The 18,941-nt window shown below is 52.2% G+C and carries 25 protein-coding genes; 19 read left to right on the forward strand and 6 right to left on the reverse strand.

Annotated elements, in window-relative coordinates; translation table 11 throughout:
- Window positions 1–168 precede the first annotated feature (168 nt).
- Together L971_RS01935 and L971_RS01940 are read right to left on the reverse strand one after the other, a co-directional pair.
- Window positions 169–693: a DsbA family protein gene (locus L971_RS01935; RefSeq protein WP_231557543.1), complete on the reverse strand. Its 525-nt coding sequence runs from the start codon at window positions 691–693 to the stop codon at window positions 169–171.
- 333 nt (window positions 694–1,026) lie between these two features.
- Entirely contained in the window at window positions 1,027–1,608 is a 582-nt protein-coding gene (locus L971_RS01940; RefSeq protein ID WP_029335542.1) for a CYTH domain-containing protein, read from the reverse strand.
- A 108-nt stretch (window positions 1,609–1,716) separates the two neighbouring features.
- Here L971_RS01940 and L971_RS01945 point away from each other — a divergent pair, with 108 nt between their 5' ends.
- The 3 genes from L971_RS01945 to L971_RS01955 are packed head-to-tail and all read left to right on the forward strand — an operon-like array spanning window position 1,717 to window position 4,044.
- Entirely contained in the window at window positions 1,717–2,361 is a 645-nt protein-coding gene (locus L971_RS01945) for a GTP pyrophosphokinase family protein (protein WP_024369942.1), read from the forward strand.
- Window positions 2,362–2,373: 12 nt separating this feature from the next.
- Window positions 2,374–3,171, forward strand: coding sequence for an NAD kinase (locus L971_RS01950; RefSeq protein ID WP_024369943.1), 798 nt, complete (start codon window positions 2,374–2,376; stop codon window positions 3,169–3,171).
- A gap of 3 nt (window positions 3,172–3,174) precedes the next feature.
- Window positions 3,175–4,044 (forward strand): RluA family pseudouridine synthase, encoded by an 870-nt coding sequence (locus L971_RS01955; RefSeq protein WP_052200225.1) that lies wholly within the window; start codon window positions 3,175–3,177, stop codon window positions 4,042–4,044.
- Window positions 4,045–4,080: 36 nt separating this feature from the next.
- On the opposite strand, the gene L971_RS01960 is transcribed toward L971_RS01955, so the two are convergent.
- Window positions 4,081–5,247, reverse strand: a complete 1,167-nt coding sequence (locus L971_RS01960) for an FtsW/RodA/SpoVE family cell cycle protein (RefSeq protein WP_024369945.1) — start codon at window positions 5,245–5,247, stop codon at window positions 4,081–4,083.
- 148 nt (window positions 5,248–5,395) lie between these two features.
- Here L971_RS01960 and fabI point away from each other — a divergent pair, with 148 nt between their 5' ends.
- Window positions 5,396–6,169, forward strand: a complete 774-nt coding sequence (gene fabI, locus L971_RS01965; RefSeq protein ID WP_024369946.1) for an enoyl-ACP reductase FabI — start codon at window positions 5,396–5,398, stop codon at window positions 6,167–6,169.
- A gap of 84 nt (window positions 6,170–6,253) precedes the next feature.
- A complete protein-coding gene (locus L971_RS01970; protein ID WP_024369947.1) occupies window positions 6,254–6,442 on the forward strand; it encodes a hypothetical protein in 189 nt (62 codons plus the stop codon).
- A 2-nt stretch (window positions 6,443–6,444) separates the two neighbouring features.
- Here the strand turns inward: L971_RS01970 and L971_RS01975 are convergent, their stop codons facing one another.
- Window positions 6,445–6,954 (reverse strand): YjcG family protein, encoded by a 510-nt coding sequence (locus tag L971_RS01975; RefSeq protein ID WP_024369948.1) that lies wholly within the window; start codon window positions 6,952–6,954, stop codon window positions 6,445–6,447.
- Between the two features lie 175 nt (window positions 6,955–7,129).
- Between L971_RS01975 and L971_RS01980 the strand changes: the two genes are divergently transcribed.
- The 7 genes from L971_RS01980 to L971_RS02010 all read left to right on the forward strand — a co-directional run bounded on the left by L971_RS01980 (window position 7,130) and on the right by L971_RS02010 (window position 12,712).
- Window positions 7,130–7,675, forward strand: a complete 546-nt coding sequence (locus L971_RS01980) for a phosphatidylglycerophosphatase A (RefSeq protein WP_047374056.1) — start codon at window positions 7,130–7,132, stop codon at window positions 7,673–7,675.
- The gene (locus L971_RS01985) at window positions 7,675–8,262 is read left to right on the forward strand and encodes a phosphatase PAP2 family protein (protein ID WP_047374058.1); all 588 of its coding nucleotides are present in this window, start codon (window positions 7,675–7,677) and stop codon (window positions 8,260–8,262) included. The genes L971_RS01980 and L971_RS01985 overlap by 1 nt, the downstream gene beginning before the upstream one ends.
- The gene (locus L971_RS01990; RefSeq protein WP_047374060.1) at window positions 8,259–8,786 is read left to right on the forward strand and encodes a hypothetical protein; all 528 of its coding nucleotides are present in this window, start codon (window positions 8,259–8,261) and stop codon (window positions 8,784–8,786) included. The genes L971_RS01985 and L971_RS01990 overlap by 4 nt, the downstream gene beginning before the upstream one ends.
- Entirely contained in the window at window positions 8,783–8,977 is a 195-nt protein-coding gene (locus tag L971_RS01995; protein WP_024369952.1) for a hypothetical protein, read from the forward strand. Before L971_RS01990 ends, L971_RS01995 begins: the two co-directional genes overlap by 4 nt.
- A 149-nt stretch (window positions 8,978–9,126) precedes the next feature.
- A complete protein-coding gene (locus tag L971_RS02000) occupies window positions 9,127–11,145 on the forward strand; it encodes a transcription antiterminator (protein ID WP_024369953.1) in 2,019 nt (672 codons plus the stop codon).
- A gap of 3 nt (window positions 11,146–11,148) precedes the next feature.
- Window positions 11,149–11,415, forward strand: coding sequence for a PTS sugar transporter subunit IIB (locus L971_RS02005; RefSeq protein ID WP_024369954.1), 267 nt, complete (start codon window positions 11,149–11,151; stop codon window positions 11,413–11,415).
- Between the two features lie 34 nt (window positions 11,416–11,449).
- On the forward strand, window positions 11,450–12,712 hold the full coding sequence (locus L971_RS02010; protein ID WP_024369955.1) for a PTS ascorbate transporter subunit IIC: 1,263 nt from the start codon (window positions 11,450–11,452) through the stop codon (window positions 12,710–12,712).
- 58 nt (window positions 12,713–12,770) lie between these two features.
- On the opposite strand, the gene L971_RS02015 is transcribed toward L971_RS02010, so the two are convergent.
- Both L971_RS02015 and L971_RS02020 read right to left on the reverse strand, forming a co-directional pair.
- On the reverse strand, window positions 12,771–13,058 hold the full coding sequence (locus L971_RS02015; RefSeq protein WP_024369956.1) for a hypothetical protein: 288 nt from the start codon (window positions 13,056–13,058) through the stop codon (window positions 12,771–12,773).
- A 272-nt stretch (window positions 13,059–13,330) separates the two neighbouring features.
- Window positions 13,331–14,062 carry a hypothetical protein gene (locus L971_RS02020; protein WP_024369957.1) on the reverse strand — a complete coding sequence of 244 codons (732 nt, stop codon included), beginning with the start codon at window positions 14,060–14,062 and terminating at the stop codon, window positions 13,331–13,333.
- 141 nt (window positions 14,063–14,203) lie between these two features.
- Here L971_RS02020 and L971_RS02025 point away from each other — a divergent pair, with 141 nt between their 5' ends.
- From L971_RS02025 to L971_RS02055, 7 genes are all read left to right on the forward strand, one after another.
- The gene (locus L971_RS02025; RefSeq protein ID WP_047374063.1) at window positions 14,204–14,773 is read left to right on the forward strand and encodes a GNAT family N-acetyltransferase; all 570 of its coding nucleotides are present in this window, start codon (window positions 14,204–14,206) and stop codon (window positions 14,771–14,773) included.
- Entirely contained in the window at window positions 14,773–15,492 is a 720-nt protein-coding gene (locus tag L971_RS02030) for an alpha/beta fold hydrolase (RefSeq protein WP_052200226.1), read from the forward strand. Before L971_RS02025 ends, L971_RS02030 begins: the two co-directional genes overlap by 1 nt.
- Entirely contained in the window at window positions 15,479–16,039 is a 561-nt protein-coding gene (locus L971_RS02035; RefSeq protein ID WP_047374065.1) for an NADPH-dependent FMN reductase, read from the forward strand. The genes L971_RS02030 and L971_RS02035 overlap by 14 nt, the downstream gene beginning before the upstream one ends.
- A gap of 67 nt (window positions 16,040–16,106) precedes the next feature.
- Window positions 16,107–16,346 (forward strand): hypothetical protein, encoded by a 240-nt coding sequence (locus L971_RS02040; RefSeq protein WP_024369961.1) that lies wholly within the window; start codon window positions 16,107–16,109, stop codon window positions 16,344–16,346.
- A gap of 71 nt (window positions 16,347–16,417) precedes the next feature.
- On the forward strand, window positions 16,418–17,509 hold the full coding sequence (locus L971_RS02045) for a virulence factor (RefSeq protein ID WP_047374107.1): 1,092 nt from the start codon (window positions 16,418–16,420) through the stop codon (window positions 17,507–17,509).
- Window positions 17,510–17,750: 241 nt separating this feature from the next.
- Window positions 17,751–17,945: a hypothetical protein gene (locus tag L971_RS02050; protein WP_024369963.1), complete on the forward strand. Its 195-nt coding sequence runs from the start codon at window positions 17,751–17,753 to the stop codon at window positions 17,943–17,945.
- 101 nt (window positions 17,946–18,046) lie between these two features.
- The gene (locus tag L971_RS02055) at window positions 18,047–18,871 is read left to right on the forward strand and encodes a BsuPI-related putative proteinase inhibitor (protein WP_047374068.1); all 825 of its coding nucleotides are present in this window, start codon (window positions 18,047–18,049) and stop codon (window positions 18,869–18,871) included.
- Window positions 18,872–18,941: the final 70 nt, after the last annotated feature.

Consider the following 18,941-nt stretch of genomic DNA (forward strand, 5'->3'; position numbering starts at 1 on the left):
GTTGCTCGGTATATTATAAGTGTGAAATCAATCACAAACCCCTTTATTGACCGTAAACTTTCTCCCGTCTCGACACCTTCCCCGGGTGTTGAGATTGACGCCTCTTGTCCCCGCTTGAGACGTCAAAAGCCCACGGCTCCCCGGCCGTGGGCTTTTTTTCGTTTCGGATTACTTTTTCGTCGCCCAGGCTTGTCCGCTGCAACCGGGTACGGGGCGGCAACGTTGCTGGAGCGACAGCTTTTTCAATTCTCGTTCGATGACCGGCTTCTCGAGTTCTAGGATGAACGCGAGTTCGGTGATCGTCGAGGCGTCGTAATGACCGAGCACTTTTTCGACGTCCCAATCGGTTTCGCGATTCGGGACGTAGCCGAGCAGTTCGGCCATGACGGCTTGATAGACGTCGTAAGGATAGACGCCTTCGATTTTCAGCGCCTCGTCACGCGTGACGAATGTGAGCGCCGGTAGCGTCTCGATTTCCCAGTCTTTTAAAATCTGGTGGTCGACGGCGAGGGCGCTTAACAGTTGGTTGGACTGAATGTCAGCCGCCAGCTCATCGATGTCGAGACCATATTCGGAAAACGAGCGAGCGATTTCCCATAAATCAGCGTCATGCGTCGTTTTGTTCAAAAAAATGTCGTTAATATGCAAGTGACGCAAAAAACGCATCGCATGACGTTTCCCTTGTAATTCCATAGCCTTGATCATCGTGAGAAGGCGAACCTCTTCTTGACATCCGCCAACACAACTCGGAACTGTCGAGACCATTCGAAAACGAATCAGATGACCGTATTCGAGCTCGAGCTTTTTAATGAGTGTCATCACGTGAAGTCCATCTGGGTCCGATATATCCACGAAATAGAATAACTCTAATGGTTTATATGTGACTTGGATAGGAGTTTCTTCCAGTGAGCAGGATGACTCATTACATTGTTCAAGTTCCATTGTGTCGCCTCCTCTCGTAAACAGAATCAAATATATCGTATGCTCATTGTAGCAACGACAAAAAAAGGTTGGCAATGTATCTGCTCAACCTTCACTCCGGCTCATCTTTTCTTCCATGAACCGGACGATTTTATTTTTGGCGGGACGAAGCGGGATGCCGTGTTTGGCGAGCAAGCGCTCAAAGGCGATCCGCCCGGCTGTCTCGTCCGTCACTTCAAATTCTATTTCATAGTCACGAATCTCCAAATAATTACTTTCGTCGAGGACGAGCAACCCCTCTGCCGTCTCGATTTCGGCCCGTTTCGTCTCGAGGCGTCCGAGGTGTTCGAGCGGACCGGTCAGGTTGAATGATGCGAGCGCTTCTTTCATCTGTTCATCGTGAACGATGCCGTACTTGAACAGGTTTTCTGCCGCTTCATCAGTGAGCGGTGCATGCGTCTCGAGCAGTCCGACATCGTGAGGTTGCTTGAGCGTCAGCACGAGACCGGTTTTCTTCTCGCGGATCCGTAAAGCCGCGCCATGGTTGCGCAGTTCAAACGTCGGTGTATCGAAATAGTCGTTCGCTTGCCATTTCACTTGGTCAGCCAGTTGATAAGCGTCGAGCAACGCCTCGTACTCGTCTTTCGTCAACATCGATTTAAATTCAATTTCCACTTCTTGGGTCATTTGTCGTCGCTCCATTCTATGAACAATTGTTCGTTTATGATACCATACTATCGGATACATACGGAAAAAAGCACGAATTTCCGAAACGAACGAAAGTGGTGACAGCCTATGCAATCAATGGATTGGGATCAATTTTTAGTGCCGTATCAAATTGCGGTCGACGAGCTGAAAGTGAAATTCAAGGCGATTCGTAAGCAATACAACTCACAAAACGAGCACTCTCCAATCGAGTTCGTCACGGGACGTGTCAAACCTCTTGGCAGCATCCTAGAGAAGGCGAAACGGAAGCATATCGCCTACGACAACTTGGCGACCGAGATGCAGGACATCGCCGGTCTGCGCATCATGTGCCAGTTCGTCGACGATATCGTCCATGTGCTCGAACTGCTCCACCATCGGACCGACTTTAAAATCGTCGAAGAACGCAACTACATCACGAACCAAAAAGAATCAGGGTATCGCTCGTACCACATCATCATTGAATACCCGGTCCAGACGATTCATGGTGAATTTCCGACGCTCGTTGAAGTGCAAGTGCGCACGCTCGCCATGAACTTTTGGGCGACGATTGAACACTCGCTCAATTATAAATACGACGGAGATATGCCGAAAGAAGTGCAGGAACGGCTACGCCGTGCTGCCGAAGCGGCCTTCTTGCTCGACGCCGAAATGAGCCAGCTCCGAGTCGAGATTCAAGACGCACAGCAAGTGTTCCGGGATAAAGAAATGAACGTCCAAACGGACCAAGACTAGGGGGCAGAGAGTATGCAGTTTGCGATTGTGGCAAGGGGAGACGCGCGTTCGGCTGACATCGCGCGTGAGTTGACGGACAAGTTGACAGCGGCAGGCCATTCTGAGTCGAACGAACCGCGCATCGTCGTGTCGGTCGGCGGGGACGGGACGATGTTGCAAGCGTTCCATGAATATGTCGACCGCTTGGAAGACGTGCTTCTCGTCGGCATCCATACGGGACATCTCGGGTTTTATGCCGACTGGCAACCGGACGAGCTCGATGAATTGACGGACATGATCACGAGCGAATCGTTCGAGCCGGTCTCTTACCCGCTCGTCGAGGTGCTCATCGATTATGAGGACGGGACGACCGAACGGCAACTGGCCATGAACGAGTGCACGATTAAAAACTATAAGCGGACGCTCGTCTGCGACTTGTCGATTCGAGACGACTATTTTGAGACGTTCCGGGGGGATGGGTTGTGCATCTCGACACCGTCGGGATCGACCGCCTATAACAAGGCGCTCGGCGGGGCCATCGTCCATCCGTCGATCGAGGCGATTCAAGTGACGGAGATGGCGTCGATCAACAACCTCGTCTATCGGACGATCGGGTCGCCGTTGCTCTTGCCAAAACATCATCAAGTGAAGATCGCGCCGCACACGAAAACAGAGTTCGAACTGGCGTTTGACCATCAAGAAGCGTTGTCATGGTCGAACGTCCGATCGATCCGCTGTGCGGTCGCGAAAGAAAAAGTGACGTTCGCCCGTTTCCGTCCGTTCCCGTTCTGGAGACGAGTGCGCGAGTCGTTCATTGAAGAAGGGAAGTAACCGATGTACGGATTTACGCTGCATCGCGTCGCGGAGACGAACGTCCCGCTGCGCGATTTTTTAATGACAGACTGTGGGATCTCCCGAAAAATGTTGACCCAAGTGAAGCATGGCGGCCTCATCCTCGTCAATGGGGAACCGCGTACCGTCCGCTATGACGTATTACCGGGCGATGCGGTGACAGTCCATTTTCCAATTGAACGCCCCGCCGCGGCGATGGTGCGCTCAAGCCGTCCGCTCAACGTGCTGTATGAAGACGACTACTTGCTCGCCGTCGACAAACCGCCCGGCATCGCGACGATTCCATCCCGCCTCCATCCGACCGACACGCTCGCGAACGCCGTGCTCGGATATTACGAAAGAATCGGGTTGTCGTCGGCCATCCATGTGATCAACCGGCTCGACCGTGATACGTCCGGCGTCGTCTTGTTCGCGAAATACGCGTACGTCCATCACCGCTTTAGTGAGCTTCAGAAAAGCGGTGGATTGACGCGGACGTACGTCGCGCTCATCGAAGGCGTCGTCGAGCCGCAAACGATTGACGCGCCGATCGGTCGAGCCGAGCATTCCATCATGGAACGGATCGTCACCGAAGACGGGCAGCACGCTGTGACGCACGTCCGGCAAACTGTCTCGTACGGGGACGTGTCCGCCTTGACGATTCAGCTCGAGACGGGACGGACGCATCAGATCCGTGTCCATTTGCGCCATCTTGGTCATCCGCTCATCGGGGACACGATGTACGGGGGCGACACGCGACTCCCGCGTCATGCGCTCCATAGCCTCGATGCCACGTTCCGTCATCCGTTGACGGGCGAAAGATTGACCGTGACGGCCCCGATACCGGATGACTTTCAACAGCTCCTCACTTAAAAATAGCCCCGGCTCGTATGAGCCGGGGCTTGTTGTTTAATCATCATCGAACATATACGTTTTCGATTTCGAGGCGACGTTCATGACGAGGCCGACGGCAATCATGTTCATAAGCAGTGATGTCCCGCCGTAACTGACGAACGGGAGCGGGAGACCGGTGATCGGGAGAACCCCAATCGTCATGCCGATATTCTGGAACACTTGGAACGTGAACATGGCGACGATGCCGGTGACGATATAACTGCCGAACGGGCTACTCGATTCGAGCGCGATATGGATCATGCGATACAAGAACAAGAAGAAGACGATGATCACGATCGCAGCGCCGATGAAGCCGTAGTGCTCGGCGATGACGGCGAAGATGAAGTCGGTCTGGGACTCGGGCAAGTAGACGAGCCCTTGGCCATATCCGGCCCCGAACATTTGACCAGACCCAATCGCTTGGAGCGACTTGATGAGCTGGAACGCGAGGTCATCGGAATACTCGTACGGATAAATCCAGGCCTGGAATCGGTTTAAGGCATGTCCCGGGAAGATTTTAGCAAGCGTCTCAAACTGTAAGAAGAACAAGTACATGAACCCGCCAATGGCGAGTCCGGCCGCAGTGAACAACCCGAGGAGCCATTTCCAACCGATTCCGGAAACGATAATGACCGCCCCGAGCATCGTGATCAATACGAGACCGATCCCAAGGTCAGGTTGGGTCACGATGAGCCCGAGCGGTGGGAGCGTGACGAGGACGAGCTTCACGAGGAGCCACGTGTCGAGCTGAGACGTCCCGAAGCGCTTGTTATGGTCGTAGATGATCGTCGCCATCGTGATCAGCAAGAACAATTTCATGAATTCAGCCGGTTGGAAACTGAAGCCCGGTAAGTTATACCAGCCGTACGCGCCGTTAATGTTCGGAACGAGCGTCGTGTCGCGGAGCGGGATGAGCCCGCCGAGTAAAATCAGGCCGAGCGCGTATAAGTACCAATGAATTTTTCGAAGCTGTTCGTATTCGATCGTCATGACGACGAGCATCGCGACGAAGCCGATGACGTACCATGTCGCCTGTTGGAATGCGAAGTTGATCCCTTGCAGACGGACCGGAAGCATCGGTTGTGCCGTATAAATTGCGCCGAGACTGATGACCATCAATAGGAAGACGATTGTCAAAAGTGTCGCGTCTAAGCTTTTAAAATATGATTGAATGCGGTTCATGAGGAGTCGTGTCACCCTTTCTATACGTATTTTATATTACAATAACCAAAAAAAATCGCAATACGTTCCGAGTCGGTTGACAAAACAGACACCATTCTGTAATCTAATAACAGATGTTATCACCAGGTGCTAAAAAGGGGAGTTTATGATGTCAATCTATCCAACTTTAACGAATAAGACGTATGTCGTCATGGGGATCGCCAACAAACGTTCAATCGCCTGGGCGATTGCGAAGACACTTGACGAGGCGGGCGCAAAGCTCGTCCTGACGTATGCAGCCGAACGCTTCAAAGCTGGTCTCGAATCGCTTGCGGCGGAACTAAAAGGAGAAGCGCTCCTTCTCGAGTGTGATGTGACGAATGACGAAGCGATCGACACGACGTTCCGGTCGATTCACGAGCAGGCAGGCGAGATTCAAGGTATCGCCCACTCGATCGCGTTCGCTGACAAAGAAGCGTTGCGCGGTGAATTTTCAGAGATGACGCGCGGTCAATTCGCTCAGGCGCTCGACATTTCAGCGTATAGCTTGACGGCCGTCGTCAAGGCCGCGAAACCTTATTTCGCACAAGATGCCTCTGTCATCACGCTCACGTACCTCGGTGGCGAACGCGTCGTGCCGAACTATAACTTGATGGGTGTCGCAAAAGCTGCTCTCGATTCGAGCGTCAAATATTTGGCGAACGAATACGGTCCGCACGGCGTTCGGGTCAATGCGATTTCAGCGGGACCGATCCGTACGCTCTCGGCCAAAGGCGTCGGCGACTTTAACAGCATCTTGGCGGAACTCGAGCAGAAGGCTCCGCTCCGGCGCAACGTCTCGGCAGAAGAGGTCGCTTCGACCGGCTTGTTCTTGTTGTCTAGTATGGGCAGCGGTGTGACGGGCGAAGTCATTCACGTCGACAGCGGCTACCATATTTTATAAGTTTGGGAAAGGGTGCGCTAATGCGCCCTTTTTTGTATTATCGTGGAACGGTTTCGGGTAAGGACTTGTGAGGGAGGGGAAGTCATGGGTCCTTATCAGATTGATTTCACGATCGTCCAATACGGGAATCGCCAAGTCCAACCAACTGAACGGGCAAGCATCGAGCCGGTGACACGCATCAAGCGGGTCCAACGGATTCGGCCTCGGCAAGACGAATGGTTAGAAGCAGAACAACAGAAAAGCCCCGGTCGATTCGTCGACCGGAGCGTTTAATATTACCCGCGGAACCGGAACGTCTCATAGACGTTCCACGTTTCGTTTTCGAGCTCATACATGAGGGCCATCCGAGTGACCGTCTCCTCGAAATGAACTTGTTCCATCCGCATCCGTTCGAGTACGTCGAACAGTTCGGCATCGGCGAGGTCTTGTCCGATTGTAATGTGCGGAAGGAATTCGTATTTCGGCGGCTGATCGAGGACGCCTTCATGCAATTTTTGTTGCAACGTCGCGAGTTCGCGAGTCGGCAACACTTTTAAGTAAAGAACGTTGTTTGTCGGCGCGAACGACCGGGCGCCATCAATTTTCAGTTGAATCGGTTTCGTCGCCTCGGCGACTTGTTGTAAATATTCGAGCACTTTTGGCAAGTCGGCTTCGTCCACCTCAGTCCGCTCTTTGATGGTCACATGTGGTGATATCAAGGCGTACTTCGTATCGTAACGCTTACGATACGAGTTGGCGAAGTCTTGAACTTGTTTTGATGGAAATAAGACTACCCCAATCTTCATTCCAGTTCCCCCTTTATAGTGGTCTTCTCATTTATGATGAACGATTTAACAAGGGAAGTCAAAGCGGGCTTAGTCTTTTTTTCAATTTTTCAGTATAATGGAATCAAGTACGATGAGAGCGTCAGCCGTTCTCGATATGAAAGGATGTGTAGCGGGACCAGTGCCTGCGCAAACTATGAAAAATGTACCACACTCACGAGACGTCAGAGAGGCCGCCCGGGCCCGTTTAATCGAGCGCGGTGTATCGATTGAATCGATCGGTGAAATCGTCTATCAAATGCAAGCCCCATACTCGCCCCATTTATCGCTAAAAGATTGCATGGACTCGGTCGAGGCCGTGCTTGAAAAACGTGAACTCCAACACGCCATCCTCGTCGGCTCTGAACTCGATATATTAGCCGAGCGCGGGCAACTGTCGGAACCGCTCTTGTCGATTGTCGCCTCGGATGAAGGACTGTTCGGGGTCGATGAGACGATTGCCATCGGAGCCGTCAACACGTATGGTTCGATCGCCGTCACGACGTTCGGTTACTTAGATAAAGCGAAGATCGGGATCATCAAACAGCTCGACACGAAAATGGATGACGGTCAAGTCCATACGTTCATGGATGACCTCGTCGGCGCTATCGCCGCGAACGCATCGGGTCGTCTCGCGCACCGATTGCGTGACATGACCGACTTCGGAGAAGAAGAGATGCGGGAACGAAAAGGACTGTATTGATGAACGGCCGAGCGAAGATGCTGACAATCGCCGGGACGATGGGCTACGCTCTCGTCTCGGTGATTGTTGTTTTAGGAGCGGCCGTTCCGATCGATGACTTCATATATGAGACGGTCGCACCGCTGTCAGGACCGATATTCGCCCATATCACAGAGCTCGGCAGCGTCCGCGTCTTGATCGGGCTCTCGTTTATCGGGATGCTGTTTTGGTTATGGAACGGAGAGAAGATCGAGGCGTTCCGGTTGCCGCTCGTCGTCCTCGGGACGCTCATGTTGACACAAGCGTTGAAACTCGTCTACGGGATCGAACGTCCGCTCATCGATGCGGCGCTTGACGCCACGACGTATAGTTTCCCGAGCGGTCACGCCTCTGGGTCGCTCGCGCTTTATGGGTTGATTGCGTTTACGATGTATCGCAGCGACAAATCGGTTTGGGCAATCGGCCTCGTCCTGTCTCTCGTCGTTCTCGTCTCATTTAGTCGGGTCATCTTGAACGTCCATTATTTTAGTGATGTCCTTGGAGGATGGCTTGTCGCACTCGTCGTCATCGCCGCCTCGGAGTGGTGGTTAGGGAGGAAACGTAAGTGATACTCATCGTAGAAGTCGGACATTGGTTGTTCATGGACTGCCATGCAGCGGACATGGCTGACGTACCGACCATTTTAGTGGAGAAAGATCAAACCGGGGCCCGGTCATTCACCCCGATGCGCACGTTGTTCCAATTGAAGAAGTGGACGGCTGCTAGGCGGTTCATTCCGTTATTGTCATGTGACGAAACGGCTTATAAAGCGTACGAAGTGTTCCATGTCGACGCATTGCCGTCTTACGCCCTTCTTCAAGGTGGGCGCGTCTTGTTGGAACGGAATGAGAGGGACGTCGAGTACGAGGCCGCACTCGCTCAAGTCGATGCGACGTCGGACGAAGCAGTCGTCGCGTTCGCGGTTCGTTATTTACAAGACAAGCTCGGGGACGACGTCATCTTGGCCGCCAACGGGACGGTCCCGGGCGTCACGCATGTTCCGAATGACGTATATGTCGACGGAGACGTCGTCAAGACAGGACAGCAATTGTTCGCCTGGGCCAATGAGAAGGAGAGGGGGAGCGCGACATGAATGAATGGGAACAGCGCATGCAAGCGTTGCTCGACGGTTCCGTCGAGGAGCTCACGGTTCCGAAAGAAGATTTTTTGACGGTACGCTCGATATTGATCGAAAAAGAATGGCTTTTTCAAGTCGTGGGTGAGGCAAAGCACGGTGGGGTGACAATTTATCGCCGCAACGAGATCAGCCCGACGGCAGAATAAAGGGACGGCGAGGGGGCAGCAGCTCCCTCGCTTTTTTATGTGTACGCATCAGACAGAATTTTTGGAGGACCGACCCGAAAACTCTGTCGTAAACGCTTACATTTTTATGCGTCGCTTGCCTTATACTAAAGCTGTAGGAGGCCTCTACCATGTTATTAAACGAAAAAAGCAAACGGATCATCCAAGTTCTTATGCATGAGAACAACGTGACACTGCAGCTGCTCGCTGTCATGTTGCCTTATTCGAAACGGACGATCGAATACGAACTAGATCGCATTCAAGAGTGGTTGCGCGACAATGATCTTCCTCCACTGATCATCGAGAAGACGTCGATTCAACTTCGTGACGACCCGCGTATCGTCGAACAGATGGAACGCGCCGACCTTGTCTTTTCGGAGGAAGAACGAGAGTTGTTGATTGTGTTCTATACGTTGACGAACCGAGAGTTCTTATCGGCCGTCCATTACCAACAGTTGCTCGATGTGTCCAAGTTTACCGTTCAAGAAAGTTTGAACGGGGTGAAGAAAAGCGCGGCTCACTTTGGACTCGATTTTGCCTACACGCGGCGACTCGGGTACCACTTCAACGGTCACCCTCAGACGTTGGCGCTCTACATGTATCGAGCCGTCGAACGAATGATGGAGCTATCGACGAAAGAACGTCTCGTCAGCACGGTGATCGCGGAGTGGCGAGATGAACTCGACCGCTGGCGAAACAAAATCGAGTCATACGAACAGATGCGTCAATTCCAGTTCGTTGAGAGCCACCGGGAAAAGCTCGCCTATTTCCTCTTGATTGGTCAACGCCTCTCAAGCATCGTGCCGCTTGATGAAGAGGACGTCATTTTAGCGGAAAACACGGATGAATCGTTACGGCAGCATTTTGATCAAGTGCCTCACTTGTGGGTGACGCTCGATATGCTCGTCAAGAGCGGGCCGAAAATGGAAGAAGAGATGGAAGCAGACGTGCAACAGCATTTGGCGGCCGCCATGATGGAAGTGATTGAACGGTTCGAAACGTTGAGCTGTACGTTCATCATCGAGCGGGAAGCGCTTTGCGAAAAGCTCGTCCTTCATTCGAAAGCGACGATGCAACGCGTATACACCGGTCTGGAGGCGCCGAGAGAATTGGAACGGTACGTGATGAAAGAGCACCAAGTATTGAACGTTCTCGTGGAGCGGTCGCTCGATCCGTTCCGTCAACTTTTAGGCAAAGACGTCCCTAAAATCGAAGTGATGTATTACACCCTTCACTTCGCCGCCCATCTTCATCGTCAAGGACAACATCTCGATGAAAAGATGAAAGCGATCGTCGTCTGCCCGAGCGGGGTCAGCGTCTCGCATATGCTTGATCACATCTTGAAAAACCAGTTTCCGGAGTTTATCTTTTTGCCGCCGATTTCACAACGGGACGTTGAACGGTTCGTCCCGCTCGTCGACATCGTCTTCACGACCGTGCCACTACCTCGCGAGATTCAGCGGGTGGCCCACGTCATGCTCGTCCCGACATTGCCGACACGGCTCGAACAAGTTGCCTTGAAGCAAGAGGTCGGTCAACGTTTTTTCAACCGAATCTCAGACGAGCCGATTCACATCGACGACGTCATGACCATCGTGAAAAAATATGCAAACGTCACGAATGAAAGGCAATTGAAGCAAGCGTTGCGAATGTTGCTCAATCCGAATCAAAACCCGATGAGGTCAGAGGGGGAACAACCAGTGTTGAATGAATTGATTACGCACGACAATGTGCAGTTATTGGAACGTGCAACTGATTGGAAAGAAGCGATCCGTCTCGCGGCCCGTCCGCTTGAAAGCAACGGGGCGATTGAGACACGATACGTCGAGACGATGATTGACAACGTGGAACAGCATGGCCCGTATATCGTATTGATGCCGGACGTGGCCATTCCACACGCTCGTCCTGAAGACGGGGTCCGCGAGCTCGGCATGAGCGTTTTGAAGCTTACAGAACCGGTCGTCTTTCCGACCGACAAGCCCGTCCGTCTCTTCTTCGTCCTCGCGGCGATTGATCAGACGACCCATTTAAAAGCGCTGGCGCAACTGACGGAGCTGCTCGGTAACGGTACCGATTTGTCAGAAGTATTACACGCCGAGTCGATTGAACAAATGTTACAAGTCATCACTAAATATTCGGAGGAGGAATAAATCATGAAAAAGATTTTAGTAGTATGCGGGAACGGGTTAGGATCAAGTTTCATCATGGAGTTGAACGTGAAAAAAGCGCTCGAACAGATGGGGAAAGAAGCGGAAGTGTCGCACACGGACATTGCCACGGCTCGGACGGAACCGGCGGATATTTACCTCGGCGCCCAAGACATCATCACGACGTTAGATGACGGGACACGGACGATTGTCGCACTTGAGAACGTGATGGATATCGAGCAAATCAAAGCCCAGTTGAGCGACAAGCTTTAACGAACAATTTCGGGACAGGGAGGGGGAATAACGTATGCTTGATTTGATTATGCGGGACATACTGGGAACACCAGCCATTTTGGTCGGTCTGTTCGCGTTGATCGGTCTCATGCTTCAAAAGAAAGACGTCGCGTCCGTCGTTTCGGGGACGTTGAAGACGATCATGGGATTTGTCATCATCGGCGCGGGGGCTGGTGTTATCATTGCCGCGCTCGACATCTTTGGACGGATGTTCGATGAGGCGTTCAGTATTCGCGGTGTCATTCCGAACAACGAAGCCATTGTCGCCGTCGCCCAAGACGCGTTCGGCGTCGAGACGGCGATGATCATGGTGTTCGGGATGATTATGAACATCGTCTTGGCAAGGTTCACCCCGTTCAAATATATTTTCTTGACGGGTCATCACACACTCTTCATGGCGAGCTTGCTCGCTGCGATCTTGTCGGTATCAGGCTTAGACGGAGTCGTCCTCGTCGCGGTCGGTTCGGTGCTGCTCGGGCTCTGTATGGTTCTTTTCCCGGCGCTCTTGCAACCGTTCGTCCGTCAAATCACGGGCTCGGACGACTTTGCGGTCGGACACTTCGGTTCACTCGGGTATTTCGTCTCTGGGACAATCGGGAAATATGCCGGGAACAAAGAACATTCGACGGAACAGATCAAAGTGCCGAAACAACTCGGTTTCCTTCGCGATACGTCGGTCGCCGTCTCGTTGACGATGACGCTCTTGTTCGTCGTCGTCGCCTTGTTTGCCGGTCCGGCGTTCATTGAAAGTGAGCTATCGGGCGGATCGAACTATATCGTCTTCTCGGTCATTCAAGCGATCACGTTCGCTGCGGGTGTCTACATCGTCCTCGCAGGTGTCCGCATGTTGATCGCGGAGATCGTCCCAGCGTTCAAAGGGATTGCCGACAAGATGGTGCCGAACGCGAAACCGGCGCTCGACTGTCCGACGGTCTTCCCGTTCGCACCGAACGCCGTCATCATCGGGTTCTTGGCGAGCTTCACGGCCGGCTTGATCGCCATGTTCTTCTTACCGCTCTTCGGTCTTGCGGTCATCGTACCAGGGCTTGTCCCCCACTTCTTCACGGGAGCGACGGCCGGGGTGTTCGGAAATGCGACCGGAGGACGTCGAGGTGCCTTGCTCGGCGCATTCGCGAACGGATTGTTGATCAGTTTCTTGCCTGCCTTGCTGTTGCCGCTTCTAGGCAACCTCGGATTCGAGAGTACGACGTTCGGTGACTCCGATTTCGCACTCGTCGGGATTTTGATCAGCTGGATCGTCTCGCTGTTCACTTGATGAAATCATCACAAAATAAGCCGTCTCCCGTTTATTCAAGGGAGACGGCTTATTTTCGTTACGCGTTCGAAGCCAATTTGATTTTTTGTCGTTTTAGCTTGTGCAACAGCCAAGCGTGGAGCACGTCACAAGAATGGTGAGGGAGGGTCAGTTCCACGAGCGGGTTAGACTGACCGAATATAGTGAAGCGCGAATGGTCCTCGTCGAGCAGCGATACTTGAATATCGGTCGCTTCCTGCAGCGAAATTCGTTGCTCGCCGGCAATAGCATCTTTCAATTTCAGCATTTTTCCATTCGTCGCAAACTTGGTGAACGAAGAAATTCCTTGTACTTTCAGTTGTTCCATTTCGTGTATCTATCCATCCGCGTGATGAATAGATTTTCACCTCGCTTTCTCTATATTGCCTTCCATTCTCCAAGAAGGTTATTCCTAGTATACCGTCCTCGGAATAAAAGAAAAGAGTCAATTTAACGAAAAATTTAGACAATTTGTTATCAAAATTTAAAAATAGTTTTTTATGGCGCCATGAAGCGGTTTAGGACGGGAGGGAGAATGGCGGGATAATAAAAAAGAACCTAAAAAGATTAGGTTCTTTTCGCTTTGATGCCCGGATGACCTTAAAAGCGTTCCACTTCCCATGTGCGGCGTCGATACGTCAGTTGCCCTTTCAACGCGATCGATTCTTTTTTCGCATCAAAATCTTCTTCGAGGACGGACATGTCTTCGTAGCGTCCGGCCACGTAAAAGGAGATCGTGACTTGTCGGTTGAACAAACTGCGTTTCGTATGATCGAAATCAATGATTAACCCTTGCGGGGCCAAGGCGAGCAACTCATCGATGACCGGGAGCGGGATCGGCACGAAGCTGATATTTCGAATGTCACGGTCGAGTTTACTTTGCAAGATGCTCTGCATGAAGCGATTGATCGACGCCCAGTCTTTTATGTACAGGCTACTGTGGCGGTCGTTCGCTTCGTTGAAGAAGGCGATCTCGTTTTGGATCGAGTGGAGAAACGGCGTTTTCAACCCTCGTTCCATATGGCTTAAAAACAGAATCTCGGCAATCTCGTGGTCCGATAACGATTCAAGCACATGATAGTCGGGAAAGTCGATGGCAGTGAACGTCGTCTGATTGTTCAAATACCGTGTTGAAAACGTAGCGAGTTCATGCGCCTCGATATAACGGAAACGGGTCCGTGTCGATTGGCGCATCCCTTTGACGTCCGTCCGGCAGATAATCATCGGGCGGGCGAGCGAGAGCGCCTCGGCGACATCGCTCAATGTCACCCCGTGCAGTGTGAAACGTTGCAAATCTCGGTCTTGTTTCATGTAGAACAACTGTTTTGACATAATGATCCCCTCAGTTTGAAGTCGCTATACTTGATTTTACCAAATTCGTTCACAGGACGCCATGTTCGAGAAGGTTCAACTGATGGTTTTTGAGGAAAACAAGCTATAATTGAAGAAAGTAAAAAGAAAGGCGGGTTCAGTATGTGGGGATTGAGAAAGAGTTTTCCGGAGCTCGCTACGAATCGCTTCACGTTGAGAGAATTAGAACCCCGCGATGCGCGGGCGCTCTATGCCATCTTGTCGACGGACGAGGTCATGCGCTATTACGGGTCCGACCCGCTCCTCGCCGTCTACGAAGCGAAAAATGTCATCGCGTATTTTAAAGACCAGTTTCAGCAAGGCAAGGCGATCCGTTGGGCGATTTGTGACCGTTCGACTGATGAACTCGTCGGCACGATCGGATTTCATAATTGGACGCCGCAATATTACCGGGCCGAGATCGGCTTCGAAGTGGCGCGCAGTCACTGGCGTCAAGGTGTCGCCTTTGAGGCGGCGACGGCGGTCATCGAGCACGGCTTCAACGAGTTCAAGTTTCATCGGATTTCGGCACTCGTCGCCCCTGAAAACGACGGATCGAACCGATTGGTCCAAAAGCTCGGTTTCACCGAAGAAGGATTATTGCATGATTATGCCTATAGTCACGGCCGGTTCATGGATTTGACGATGTATCGGTTGTTGCGGGACGAATGGCTGACAAGGGAGGACAAATAATGAGACAAGTCGTATTGTTACACGGGCTGTGCGGGTCCCCGGCGTATTTTGAGGAGTTGGAACCGCTCTTGCAGGCGGACGTCTATGCCCTCACGTTGCCGGGTCATGACGAGCGTGAGGCCGGACCAGAGACGATGGACGAGTTCGCGGATTGGGTGATTGAGGAGATTAGACTTCGAGGGCTTGAGCGGCCGGTCGTGCTCGGTCACTCGTTCGGCGGATATATCGCGACGAACCTCGTCCGCCGTTACGGTGAAGAGTTGTCGGGATTCGGTTTGATTCACTCGACCGCAGCCGCGGACACGGATCAGGCGAAAGAGAAACGCAATCAAGCGATGGAACGGGTCGTCGAAGAAGGCGTTAACCCGTTCATCGATACGATGGTACCGGGCGTGTTCGCCAAAGACTCGGAAGCGACGTTGATCGAACGCGCCAAACAAATCGGCTATGCGATGTCAAAAGAAGGGATCCTGTCTGCCCAGCGTGCCATCCGTGACCGCGTCGATGAGACGAAGACAGTGCGAGATACGTTGTTGCCGGGCCTGTTCATATATGGCGATAAAGACCCGAACATGGATGAGGCGCGTGCGTTCATAGGAGCGGAGCGTCATACGAGACGGAGTCTGCCGGTCAGTCACATGGGGATGATGGAAGCACCGATAGAGGAAGCGGAATTCATTAACGCATGGCTCGAGGAGGTGTCTCATGGAGAAGTTTAAGCTTGTCGCCGTTTCCGGAAGTTTACGAAAAGCGTCTTATAACACGGCTCTCCTGCACTCGATCATCGAGCTCGGTCGTGACCGGTTTGACGTCAGCATCGAGTCGATCGAGTTGCCGTTGTTCAATGATGACTTGATCGACCCGGACGAGCCGGAAGACGTCGTGGCGTTCAAGCGATCGGTGCGGGAAGCGGATGGGTTTCTCGTCGTGACCCCGGAGTACAATCATAGTATTCCTGGCGTTTTGAAAAATGCGATCGACTGGCTCTCACTCGAACCCGGTTCGCCTCTCGGAGGCAAACCGGTCATGATTGCCGGGGCGTCTCCAGGCATACTCGGGACAGCCCGATGTCAAATTCACCTCCGTCAAGTATTTGCCACAAATAAGGCAAACGTTTTGCCAGGAAATGAAATCTTTATTATCCACTGTAAAGAAAAGATTGGTACTGAAGGGCTGAAGGATGAGAAGTCGATTGCTCAAATCGAGAAAGTGTTATCCGAGTATTATAATTGGATTGAATTTTGGAAGCGCCACGCAAAATCTTAACTTGAACTCCCTTCGTATGTTTGATAGAAATGAATTGTGAAAACAAACACAAAGGGAGCGACAACACATGGAAACGTATATTGAACTGTACAACGGCGGCGAATTAGAGGACCGGGCAGTCATCAATGACGGGATGACGTTCGGGCGAGTGACGATTGTAGAGATGTTCTATCAGACAGGTCACATTTTCGGTTACGTGAAAGCTAACGGGGAGAAGCACTTCTTCCTCGAGCCGATCGCCGAGGACGATACGTTCACCGCCGATGGCGAGACATACTCGCTTCAACAGTTCATTGCCCTATTTTGATGTTCACGACGCAAGCGACTCGCTTGCGTTTTTTTGTTGTTTTCGTCACGATTGGAAGTGAGGTGATGACAATGAAACTAGTAGCAATCGAACCGACGCCGAGCCCGAACAACTTAAAGATCATCGTCGAGCCGGCCTTCACGGGCCGTGGCGTCACATATGACAAAGCGAGCGAGGACATGCCCGACACCATTCGTGACATCGTCGCGCTCCGCGGTGTCAAATCCGTCTACGCCGTCTCAGACTTTTTGGCAGTCGAGCGTCATCCGAAGCATGATTGGCACGATGTCATGAACGAGATTCGACGCGCTTTCGGAGAGGATGTCGAGGAAGTCTCTGTGAGCAAACTGGCAACGGACTATGAACCGGTCCACGTTTCCGTCCAATTCGTTCTCGACGTGCCGATGCAACTGAAACTCGTCAAAGGGGATGAGGAGAAGCGGATCGGTCTTTCGAAACGTTTCGTCGATGCGGCGATCGAGGTACAAGCGCAAGTGAAAAATGTCATCCAGGACCGGCGCTGGGTCGAGCAGGCCCCGCGTTACGGTGAACTAGAAGAAGTCGGGACGGTCGCCCAAGAAGAACTCGAGGCCGCTTATCCTGAGGATCGGGTCACTCGAATCGTCGCCCGAGCGTTCGGCCGCGAAGCGGATTACGAAGCGAATGCGAATCAGCTTCAATCCGATGACTGGAAGACACGACTCGCGTTCTTGGACGAGTTAAACGTCTCGGCAGACAATATGGTCTATTTCCGCCGGGCGCTCGAAGACAAGGTGATGGCGATTCGGCGTCAAGCGGTCGTCATGATCGGGATGTTCGAAGAAAACCGTGAGGAATACGTCACGTATATCGAGCAGGCGCTCGTCGATCCATCGCCAATCGTGCGCCGGACAGCGGGCGACACGGTGTCCGATTGGGCGCTTCCGCAATCGCAGCCGTCGATGATCGAGGCACTCAAAGATAAGAGCAAGCTCGTCCGTTGGCGGGCGGCCCGTTTCTTGTTCGACTGCGGCGACGAACAGGCTGTACCGGCATTGAAAATTGCCGAAGACGATGCCGAGTTTGAAGTTTCACTCCAGGCCCGCCTGGCGAAAGAGCGGATCACGAGCGGCGAGACCGCCCTTGGGACGGTCTGGCAACAAATTTCGAATCGAGCGAAATAAATCATTCGACAACGGAACTTCGTCATTTTTTACAAGAATAGGTAAAGGGAGGGGGACAAATTGCGTTCTTCCTCTCTTTTCTTATAGGAAAGAAGTCTCTATTTGCAAACGGCTAGCAATTCATTCCATGGATTCGACATGTTGTCGACTAGGTCGGACGTCCTGTCGAACGATAGGACGTTATTTTTTTGAAAACGTTGTTACACTGAGTATATCTCATATCGAAAAAGGAGCCATACTCATGATGCTTTTTGCAGAAACACCTGAACTCGTAGCCTATAAGGAAGTGGTCGATGGCATCATCACCGTCATCTTTGAGTCAATCCATAGTGAGACGTTCTCGATCTCTGCACAAGTTCGTTCAGACATCGACGTCGCTGACTCGTTGTTCATGACTGGTTTACAACAGTACGCCGAAACACTCCAAGTTTCATAAAAAAGGTAAATAATATTAGGAAATAGATTACAAACGTCTGCACGAACGTATACACTAGTGCTATAGACGTTTTTTTTATTTTTCAGAGGAGAGTGGGATACGTGAAGAAAACTTGGTTGCTCGTCGCGGTCGCGGCATTGCTCATCGTCGTGGCAGCGTGTGGGAAAGAAGAAGAAAATTCGAGTGATGTGGACGGCAATACATCGGCGCCGCCTGCGTTGTTGTCACTTGAGACCGACGTCAGCTATGATGCAGCGTCGAAACAGTTATCAGCGACAGTCTCGATGACGAACCCGAACGAAGAACCGGTCAACGTGACGTTCAATTCGTCACAACGCTTCCAGTTGATGGTCATGAACGGTGAAACGACCGTCTTTGATTACGGCAGCGAGTACATGTTCACAGAGTCGATCATCGAAGAGACGTGGGAGCCGGGCGAGACGAAAGTATTTGACGAGGTGTTCCCGCTCGCGTTGGCGGCCGGAAACTATACGGCAGACTTCGTTAGCCTTGCTCAAGTGGAAGGGGCGCCAGAGATGGCTGTGACCGATCAAGTGACGTTTACGGTCGAAGCACCGGCGACAGAAGCGCCGACCGAAGAACCTTCGGAAGAACCTGCGGAAGAACCGAGTGAACAGCCGAGTGAACAGCCGAGTGATCAACCAGCCCAGACAGACGGTGAATTCCGTGACGTGTCAATCAAGCGTAACGGCACGTTGATTGAAGTGGCGGGGTACACGACAATCGAAGAGTTTGAATGGAGTGTCTCGGATGGACATACCGTCTTTGCACAAGGGGCGTCACAACCGACAGCGGGCGGATTCACGTTCGGTGTGCTCCTCGACGAAGAACCGACATCAGGACAGTCGCTCTTCCTCGAGCTGACACCAATCGGCGGAGACGTGGCATCGTTCCGAATTCAATAAAGAAGTGACGGGAACCGAGGTTTCCGTCTTTTTGTTTCGGGAATGAAAGAAGTTGACGATAAAGTTTCAT

The organism is Exiguobacterium sp. ZOR0005, assembly GCF_000798975.1.
In the GTDB taxonomy this organism is placed as follows: domain Bacteria; phylum Bacillota; class Bacilli; order Exiguobacteriales; family Exiguobacteriaceae; genus Exiguobacterium; species Exiguobacterium aurantiacum.

Coding starts and splice junctions, on each gene's coding strand:
- L971_RS02010 (WP_024369955.1), top strand. CDS start 11,450: ATGCTTGATTTGATTATGCGGGACATACTGGGAACACCAGCCATTTTG.
- L971_RS02015 (WP_024369956.1), bottom strand. CDS start 13,058: ATGGAACAACTGAAAGTACAAGGAATTTCTTCGTTCACCAAGTTTGCG.
- L971_RS02040 (WP_024369961.1), top strand. CDS start 16,107: ATGGAAACGTATATTGAACTGTACAACGGCGGCGAATTAGAGGACCGG.
- L971_RS01985 (WP_047374058.1), top strand. CDS start 7,675: ATGAACGGCCGAGCGAAGATGCTGACAATCGCCGGGACGATGGGCTAC.
- L971_RS02045 (WP_047374107.1), top strand. CDS start 16,418: ATGAAACTAGTAGCAATCGAACCGACGCCGAGCCCGAACAACTTAAAG.
- L971_RS02025 (WP_047374063.1), top strand. CDS start 14,204: ATGTGGGGATTGAGAAAGAGTTTTCCGGAGCTCGCTACGAATCGCTTC.
- L971_RS02050 (WP_024369963.1), top strand. CDS start 17,751: ATGATGCTTTTTGCAGAAACACCTGAACTCGTAGCCTATAAGGAAGTG.
- L971_RS01945 (WP_024369942.1), top strand. CDS start 1,717: ATGCAATCAATGGATTGGGATCAATTTTTAGTGCCGTATCAAATTGCG.
- L971_RS02020 (WP_024369957.1), bottom strand. CDS start 14,062: ATGTCAAAACAGTTGTTCTACATGAAACAAGACCGAGATTTGCAACGT.
- L971_RS01980 (WP_047374056.1), top strand. CDS start 7,130: ATGAAAAATGTACCACACTCACGAGACGTCAGAGAGGCCGCCCGGGCC.
- L971_RS01975 (WP_024369948.1), bottom strand. CDS start 6,954: ATGAAGATTGGGGTAGTCTTATTTCCATCAAAACAAGTTCAAGACTTC.
- L971_RS01950 (WP_024369943.1), top strand. CDS start 2,374: ATGCAGTTTGCGATTGTGGCAAGGGGAGACGCGCGTTCGGCTGACATC.
- L971_RS01955 (WP_052200225.1), top strand. CDS start 3,175: ATGTACGGATTTACGCTGCATCGCGTCGCGGAGACGAACGTCCCGCTG.
- L971_RS01940 (WP_029335542.1), bottom strand. CDS start 1,608: ATGACCCAAGAAGTGGAAATTGAATTTAAATCGATGTTGACGAAAGAC.
- L971_RS01995 (WP_024369952.1), top strand. CDS start 8,783: ATGAATGAATGGGAACAGCGCATGCAAGCGTTGCTCGACGGTTCCGTC.
- L971_RS02035 (WP_047374065.1), top strand. CDS start 15,479: ATGGAGAAGTTTAAGCTTGTCGCCGTTTCCGGAAGTTTACGAAAAGCG.
- fabI (WP_024369946.1), top strand. CDS start 5,396: ATGTCAATCTATCCAACTTTAACGAATAAGACGTATGTCGTCATGGGG.
- L971_RS01970 (WP_024369947.1), top strand. CDS start 6,254: ATGGGTCCTTATCAGATTGATTTCACGATCGTCCAATACGGGAATCGC.
- L971_RS01935 (WP_231557543.1), bottom strand. CDS start 693: ATGGAATTACAAGGGAAACGTCATGCGATGCGTTTTTTGCGTCACTTG.
- L971_RS02005 (WP_024369954.1), top strand. CDS start 11,149: ATGAAAAAGATTTTAGTAGTATGCGGGAACGGGTTAGGATCAAGTTTC.
- L971_RS02000 (WP_024369953.1), top strand. CDS start 9,127: ATGTTATTAAACGAAAAAAGCAAACGGATCATCCAAGTTCTTATGCAT.
- L971_RS01960 (WP_024369945.1), bottom strand. CDS start 5,247: ATGAACCGCATTCAATCATATTTTAAAAGCTTAGACGCGACACTTTTG.
- L971_RS02030 (WP_052200226.1), top strand. CDS start 14,773: ATGAGACAAGTCGTATTGTTACACGGGCTGTGCGGGTCCCCGGCGTAT.